The sequence below is a fragment of the Thermococcus sp. 101 C5 genome (genome assembly GCF_009372125.1).
Classification (GTDB): domain Archaea; phylum Methanobacteriota_B; class Thermococci; order Thermococcales; family Thermococcaceae; genus Thermococcus_A; species Thermococcus_A bergensis.
Genome location: NZ_WHIZ01000017.1, coordinates 24,702 through 31,956, shown reverse-complemented (window position 1 = coordinate 31,956; position 7,255 = coordinate 24,702). Strand labels below are relative to the sequence as shown.

At 44.5% G+C, this 7,255-nt stretch carries 8 protein-coding genes and 1 tRNA gene; 5 read left to right on the top strand and 4 right to left on the bottom strand.

What is annotated here, in order from left to right:
* Positions 1–74 precede the first annotated feature (74 nt).
* Positions 75–152 (bottom strand) — tRNA-Arg (locus GBV73_RS04040).
* Between the two features lie 109 nt (positions 153–261).
* On the opposite strand from GBV73_RS04040, the gene GBV73_RS04035 reads away from it, so the two are divergent.
* From GBV73_RS04035 to GBV73_RS04025, 3 genes are all read left to right on the top strand, one after another.
* Entirely contained in the window at positions 262–1,326 is a 1,065-nt protein-coding gene (locus GBV73_RS04035) for a DUF835 domain-containing protein (protein ID WP_152879472.1), read from the top strand.
* Between the two features lie 81 nt (positions 1,327–1,407).
* Positions 1,408–2,313 carry a hypothetical protein gene (locus GBV73_RS04030; RefSeq protein WP_152879470.1) on the top strand — a complete coding sequence of 302 codons (906 nt, stop codon included), beginning with the start codon at positions 1,408–1,410 and terminating at the stop codon, positions 2,311–2,313.
* Positions 2,314–2,318: 5 nt separating this feature from the next.
* Entirely contained in the window at positions 2,319–2,510 is a 192-nt protein-coding gene (locus tag GBV73_RS04025) for a hypothetical protein (RefSeq protein ID WP_152879468.1), read from the top strand.
* Here the strand turns inward: GBV73_RS04025 and GBV73_RS04020 are convergent.
* On the bottom strand, positions 2,499–2,936 hold the full coding sequence (locus GBV73_RS04020; protein WP_152879467.1) for a flavodoxin domain-containing protein: 438 nt from the start codon (positions 2,934–2,936) through the stop codon (positions 2,499–2,501). The two genes, GBV73_RS04025 and GBV73_RS04020, sit on opposite strands and share 12 nt — an antisense overlap.
* 86 nt (positions 2,937–3,022) lie before the next feature.
* Here GBV73_RS04020 and GBV73_RS04015 point away from each other — a divergent pair, with 86 nt between their 5' ends.
* The gene (locus tag GBV73_RS04015; RefSeq protein ID WP_042698695.1) at positions 3,023–4,297 is read left to right on the top strand and encodes a tRNA (N(6)-L-threonylcarbamoyladenosine(37)-C(2))-methylthiotransferase; all 1,275 of its coding nucleotides are present in this window, start codon (positions 3,023–3,025) and stop codon (positions 4,295–4,297) included.
* A gap of 28 nt (positions 4,298–4,325) precedes the next feature.
* Here GBV73_RS04015 and pepQ read toward each other — a convergent pair whose 3' ends face one another.
* The gene (gene pepQ / locus GBV73_RS04010; RefSeq protein WP_152879482.1) at positions 4,326–5,369 is read right to left on the bottom strand and encodes a Xaa-Pro dipeptidase PepQ; all 1,044 of its coding nucleotides are present in this window, start codon (positions 5,367–5,369) and stop codon (positions 4,326–4,328) included.
* A 101-nt stretch (positions 5,370–5,470) separates the two neighbouring features.
* On the opposite strand from pepQ, the gene GBV73_RS04005 reads away from it, so the two are divergent.
* On the top strand, positions 5,471–5,878 hold the full coding sequence (locus GBV73_RS04005; protein WP_152879480.1) for an RNA-binding domain-containing protein: 408 nt from the start codon (positions 5,471–5,473) through the stop codon (positions 5,876–5,878).
* Here GBV73_RS04005 and hflX read toward each other — a convergent pair whose 3' ends face one another.
* Complete coding sequence (gene hflX / locus GBV73_RS04000; RefSeq protein ID WP_042698702.1) at positions 5,879–7,153, bottom strand: GTPase HflX; 1,275 nt, start codon at positions 7,151–7,153, stop codon at positions 5,879–5,881.
* Between the last annotated feature and the right edge of the window lie 102 nt (positions 7,154–7,255).

Sequence of the window (7,255 nt, the reverse complement as noted above, 5' to 3'; positions counted from 1 at the left end):
CCCCGTTCATTTATTGTAAATCCTTAGAAAAGCACTCAACATTCCGCCAGCGCTTACGCAGGTAAGGGCTGTTATGGCGGGCCCGGCGGGATTTGAACCCGCGACCTTCGCCTCCGGAGGGCGACGCTCTATCCTGACTAAGCTACGGGCCCTCGATAATATTCAGCGAAAATGAGATTAAAAATCTTTTTCCCTTCTGACCATAATTTTTTTAATTATTTCCTACAATTGACAATATGATCTCAAATGTGGTGAGCTATTATGGATGAAAGCTATCTAGCAAAATTTATTCATGTCTTTAGCATATTCGTTGCCACTGGAACCTTTGGAGTGCTCTTTCACACATATTTGGAGCACAGGATAAAAGCGCTCCTTTTTTGGTCAGCTGCATGGGTGTTTTTCATACTAATGCAGGTGGCTTTTTATACCGGAAATAAAGAAGGGATTGCACTCTTTTACTCTTTCTTCTCAGGGACTTTGATATATGGAACCCTAATGTATTTCAAAGAGTATGGGGATATTAAAACATCAATAAGGCCAGAATTAATAGGAATTATACCTCCAATCTTTGCCCTTTATGGGATATTCTTAACTCATTTAGGGCTTTCTTATAGCTTTTCCTCTATCGAGGTGCCGTTTGTCGTTCTCTCAGGAATATTCTTCCTATTTTCTGGCTTTGTATTCCTGGCAATAGGTAAAAAGAAAAGGAACATCTTTTACCTCAGCGTTGTGACAATTACATTTGGAATCTTTGTTATTCTCTACCCCGTAAGGCTGAGTTTTCCCAGCCTTAGGTTTGTATGGATATTCATCGGCACTGCTCTCTCTGTGGGCATGGCACTTCTTATGATAAACCTTGTGACTTCCAAAGAATTTCTGTTCTTCGAGGAGCCCATAGAGCTGAAGATTGTTCTGGAACCCGGTGCTAAGCTCATAAGCCCTGAAGAGTACGAGCAAATAAAGGAAGATCTCAAAGATTACCCGGTGTTAGCATTCGTTAGGAGCTTAAACATCCCAGAAAAATGGAATGCTTATTATTTAAGCACTGAGGAGCAAGAAGGTAGGCTCTTCCCTACAAATCTTGCCTACGTAGCTCAGACAATAAGCGAGTACTTCAGAGAAGCAAAGAAAAAGGGTCTCGAAGGTGTTGTGATAATCGATTGCTTGGAGTATTTAGCAATGTACAATGGCTTTGAATCCACTGTAAAGTTTCTGGCTACACTAAAGGACTTTGCGTTGATAAATGGGGGAGTGCTGCTTGTAGTTATCAAAGAGGATGCATGGGACAAACGCCAGCTCGCAATCCTAAAGCGCATTTTTAGTTAAAACTTCTAAGTTGTTAGGTATAAGGTATAACCTCAAAGTTAAGTTTAAGAAATTTGGAGGCGTAGAACTCTAGGTGGCCACATGAAAATCATTCCACTCGCTTCCGAAAGCCTTGGAGTGAGAAGCCTTGCAACGTTCTTAGAGATTGGAAAAGTTGGTATTCTTATTGACCCCGGAGCGGCTTTGGGACCAAAACGCTATTCTCTTCCTCCGGCCAAGATAGAGATGGAGGCCCTGCAAAGGACAAGGGAGAAAATACAGCATTTTTCAAAAAAAGCCCAGATAATAACAATTTCCCACTATCACTACGACCACCATACGCCGTTCTTTGAGGGAATTTACGAAAGTTCTTCTCCGGAAAAAGCGAAGGAACTTTACAGTGGAAAAACACTCCTCATAAAACATCCCACAGAAAACATAAACTTCAGCCAGCGAAAAAGGGCATGGGCTTTCCTCAAAGAAGCTCAAAAGATAGCGAAAAAGATTGAATATGCGGATGGAAAGTTCTTTGACTTTGGGGACTTTATAATCGAGTTCTCCCCGGCAGTTCCCCATGGGAGTGAGGGCTCGAAGCTCGGCTTTGTCGTGATGGTTATGGTAGACGATGGGAAGAAAAGGGTTATTCACGCAAGCGACATTCAGCTTTTAAACAAAGCCTCGAAAGAGTGGATAATCAGGCAGATGCCGGACGTACTAATCACAGGAGGCCCACCTCTATATTTAGAAGGGTATCGGGTTAAGGAAGCTTGGAACACAGGGCTCAAGAACCTCAACGAGATAATAAGAGAAACGAACGCAGAAATTATCTTAGATCACCACGTGGTTAGAGATAAAAGATACCCCGAATTTTTTGCCCAGGTTGAGAAAGAGCCTCTGACCTTTGCGCGCTTCTTAAAAAAAGAGGACAAACCCCTAGAAGCCTACAGAAAAGAACTTCACAAACTTGAGAAAGGAGAGGAAGCTGAGATACCTTTTAGCATTGGGTGATGACTATGAGAATACTGGAAGAGCTTGGGACTCTCATTCTGATCGTAGGTCTTGCCATTGCAGCGGTGTTCCTAATAATTCTCACGAGAGTCCTTGCAACATACACCAACATATTGATAACAATGGGTGGGATGGTAGCCTTTGTGGGCTTGTTAGGGTTCATATTATGGCTTCTGGATAAGAGGTCAAAAATCTAAAAGCCTGAAAGCCCATCTCTTTGCTTTCTCTATTTCTCCCTCCCCTATATTTCCAATGCCGCCTCTTAACACAAGGGTGCCAACGATCTCTCCGGGGATTCTCTCCTTTAATGGCTTTATGTAGTAGTTTTGAATATGCCATCTAACGAGGCTCCCAAATGCAACTGCAAAGCATACAACAAAAATTGCCACCTTTTTCTTCTTAAGCTCATCAGAGTGCTCTTCCAAAAACTCAAGAACGCTCCTTAGAGGTCGTTCATAGTAAATTGGAGCCCCAACAATAACTAGTTCACAGTCTTCGAGGGTTGTGATTTCATGTACTTTATAGGCCTCTACACTTGCATATCCCTCAATGGCTTCTTTTATTGCCCTTGCAACCTTTTCCGTCGTCCCGTGCTTGGAGTCGTAGAGTATGCACACTCTCATCCCGCATCATTTTCAATTCTCCCGGAAGTTTAAATACCCATCTTTGCTACCATATCTTTTTAAATGCTCCAAGGAATTGGATTGCGATGAGGGTTCACATAGAAACTTACGGGTGCACGAGGAACAAGGCAGATGCAGAGATTATGGAAGCCCTGCTGCTCAAAGCGGGTTATGAAATAGCGGACTTGGATAGTGCGGAGTATGTTGTTGTGAACACCTGCGCCGTCAAAGACCCGACGGAGAAGCACATGAGCAGAAGGATTAAAGAGCTCATTGATAGTGGAAAAAAGGTCATAGTCACCGGCTGTTTGCCACATGTTAATCCCAATGCAATAGATGAGAGGGTCTCTGCTATTCTCGGGGTTAAGAGCATAGATAGAATCGTCGAGGCCATACAGTTAGCGGAGAGAGGAGAAAGGTTAATCAGTGTTGAAGGGTGGAACGAGAGAGCTATCGACAAACTTGAACTCCCACGAGTATGGAAGGGGGGAGTTGCTTTTGTAGTTCCAATAAGCGAGGGCTGCCTGAATGCCTGCACCTACTGTGCAACGAGGTTCGCGAGGGGAGTGCTGAAGAGCTATAAGCCCGAGCTCATTGTAAAATGGGTTAAGGAAGCTATATCTAAAGGATACAAGGAGATTCAGCTCTCAAGCGAAGATACCGGCTGCTATGGCTTCGACATAGGCACAAACCTGGCAAAGCTTTTGGATGAAATTACGGCAATAGAGGGCGATTTTAGGATAAGGGTCGGCATGATGAACCCCAACAATGCAATCAAAATACTTGATGAGCTTGTAGAGGTTTACAAGGATGAGAAAATATACAAGTTCCTTCATTTGCCTGTGCAGAGCGGCGACAATGAAATTCTGAGGAAAATGGGGAGGACTTATACAGTTGAGGAATTTGAGGAGATAGTCAAAGAATTCAGAAAGCACATCAAGGACTTAAACCTAAACACGGACATAATAGTCGGCTTCCCCGGGGAGAGCGAAGAGGCCTTTCAGAATACGGTGGAACTGATTGAAAGGGTAAGACCAGACAAGATAAACGTTTCACGTTTCTCACCGAGGCCTGGAACCTTAGCGGCAAAGATGAAGGAGCAAATAGTGGGTTGGAAGGTAAAGGAGCGCTCCCGCTATCTGCACAGACTAAGGCTGGCAATAAGCTACGAGATAAACAAAAGATACGTAGGCAGAGAAGTGGAAGTTCTGACACACTCTGCAGGAGAAAAAGGCGGAATAGAAGGAAGGACAATGAACTATAAGGATATAATACTTCCCGATGCCCCCATTGGTGAATTCGTGAGGGTAAAGGTCACAAAGGCAACCTCGACATACCTCATGGGGGAAGTCGTAGAATAAAAAGAAAAATTCAAAACCCCATCAAGGCTCAAATAAGCTCTCTGTCTGTTTTTGTTAATCTTTTTGCACCGTTCTTTGTTATAACAATGGTGTCTTCTATTCTAACGCCGCCGAACTTTGGAATATATATTCCCGGCTCTATCGTAACCACCATTCCCTCTTTCAGCACGGTTTCATCCAGCTGGGAAACTCTGGGCCACTCGTGAACCTGAAGCCCTATGCCGTGTCCGAGGGAGTGTATGAACTTGTCTCCGTAGCCGTACTCCTCTATTATCTTTCTCGCAACGCTGTCGAGTTCTTTTGCGGTCATTCCAGGTTTTGCCTCTTCAACGGCTTTCTTCTGGGCCTCAAGGACTATCTCATAGATCTCCTTCTGCTTCTCATTTGGAGTGCCCACAACTATTGTCCTCGTTATGTCGGAGTTGTAGTGCCTATATAGGGCTCCGAGATCCATGACAACGAGGTCTCCTCTCTCTATTCTCTTGTCGCTTGCGACTCCGTGGGGCAGGGCGGAGCGGTAGCCGCTTGCGATTATCGTATCGAAGGCAGGCTTCTCGGCACCTTCCATTTTCATTGCATATTCGACCTTGGCGGCAATTTCCCTCTCGCGCTTCCCTTCGCTTATCTCCTCTATGGCGGTCATAACTCCTATGTCAGCAAGTCTGCATGCGTCTTCAATGACCTTTATTTCCTCTTCGCTCTTTATCATTCTGAGCTCCTTTATCACATCATCCAAAAGCTTGAATTCTTTAACCTCAGCTTTTTCCTTTAATGTGTTTTGGAAGGAAATGCTCATTGTGCCCTCCACTGCGAGCGACTTAAAGCGCTTCAAATATTCATAGAGCTCGTCCATCTTCTTGAACTTCTCAACGTTAACCCTTGCCTCTTCTTTTGCCTGCTCGTACTCGAGTTCAGGGACGAGCAGGGTCTCTTCATCCGGGGTCACTACCAGGTAGCCACCGACCAATGGCGCGGCGTTTGTAAAGTAGAAGAGATTTGGGGCGCTTGTTATTAAAGCAGCCTCGACTCCATTCTCTTCCAAATATTTTTTGATGGCCCTGATTCTTTCCATGTTTTTCACCAATTTAGATAACTTTTACTGCAATAAAATGCTTTCGGTGAATTTGGGAAAAGTTCAAAAACACTCTTCATAACTAATCATCGGTGAGCGAGATGTTTGAGGAAGTTGAGGTTGAAGCTTACGTTTATCCTACAGAGGATATCGAGAAGGTTAAGAGGGCCATGCTTAACCTAGTGTCACCCCTCGAGTTTGAGGCGTTTGACAAAGGAGACTACATCCTTTTGGTGGGGAGAACGAAAGACAAAAAAGCACTTCAGAGACTTTATGAGCTCTTCAGGGGGCAGCAAATCCTTGATACGGCAAGGGCAATGCTAGAAGAGGGCTACTTTGGAGAAGAGATAATAATAAAGGTGCACAAGCAGGTAGCGTATGTAGGCAAGGTCAACTTTAACGAAGAATCACCCCTTGGCCCGATAACGATAATAATAAGGACAAAAGACCCGCAGAGGCTCATGAAATGGCTGGCTCCGAGAACAAAAGACGGCGTGCCTATAGAGTAGTCAGCTTGGGTGCCTCAGCTCTACTCCCATTTTTGTGAGGCTTTTTATCATGCCTACTTGGATATAGGCTGAAATTCTCGTTGTTTCGCCGTATTTTACATCCAGGATTTCCCCGATGGAATTTATCAGGGCCATTACCTTGGGGACTTTTTCTTTTTCCTTGACCAGAATCTCAAAGAGCCTGTACTTTGGAAGCGTGAACATCACATCCTCAAGAGCGCTGTACAGCTCTTCCAGCTCCTTGTGCTTTGCGGAGATGGAGACAATCCTGCTTATGGTTATTCCCTTTCTGTTGATTAGCTCCTCAATTGCCTTCTTTTTGTCCAAAATATCTTCTTCGCTCGTAAGGTCTTTTTTGTTTAGGGCAATTATAATTGGCTTGTCAAGAGCTTTGAGCTCTTTCAGCACCCCTATTGATGCCAAAAACTTCCTCTTTATCTCTCTCCATGGTTCGCTAGAGTCTAAAACGAGGAGAAGAATATCTGCTTTCACGATCTCTTCAAGGGTAGAGTGAAACGCTTCAACTATAAACGGTGGGAGGTCGTCTATAAACCCAACGGTGTCGGTTATTAGAGCTTTCCTCCCGTTTATTGCAAATCTTCTTGTTGTGGTGTCGAGGGTTGTGAACATCTGGGTCTTTGCCTCTATGTCCTCATCGGCCAGAGCGTTTAGAAGGGTTGACTTTCCAGCGTTTGTGTAACCCGCTAGGGCAACAAGTACAAAGCCCACTTCCTCTCTCCTTTTTCTTTTTACCTCCCTATCAGCTTTGACTTTTTCGAGCTCTTTCCTTATCTTTCCCATCCTGTAGCGGATGTGTTTAAGGTATTGCTGGGTCTGATACTCACCCATACCCTTGAAACCAGCTCTGTCTCCGAGCTTAATCCTCCTGATGGCCTCTTTCACAAGGGGCAGTTCGTACTGGAGGTTCGCCAGTTCAACCTGGAGCTTAGCTTCCTTTGAGTGTGCCCTCTTCTCGAATATCTCAAGAACGAGCTGCCACTTGTCAATGACGTCAATTTTAAGCTCTTTCGTTATGTTAAACGCCTGAGAGGGTGTGAGAGGGTTTGCAAAGATTACCCTATCCGGATTGAGTTCTTTTATGAGTTCTCTTATTTCCTGAAGCTTTCCGGGCCCTATGTTGTATTTTGGGTGCTCCTCTCTGGTCTGTTCGACTATTGCGAGGATTTCATAACCCGCACTCCTCAAGAGCTCCTCGAACTCTTCCCTATTGGCCTTTTTATTTGGTGAATGTCTTATTACTCCAATAGCCTTCATCGATTTGAACTAAACGTGAGGGATTTATATTCTTTTGGTTGGACAGTGATACTGCCAGGACAGCCCTAGAGAGGGAGTACATATTCAGAGGCTCGGTTGTCC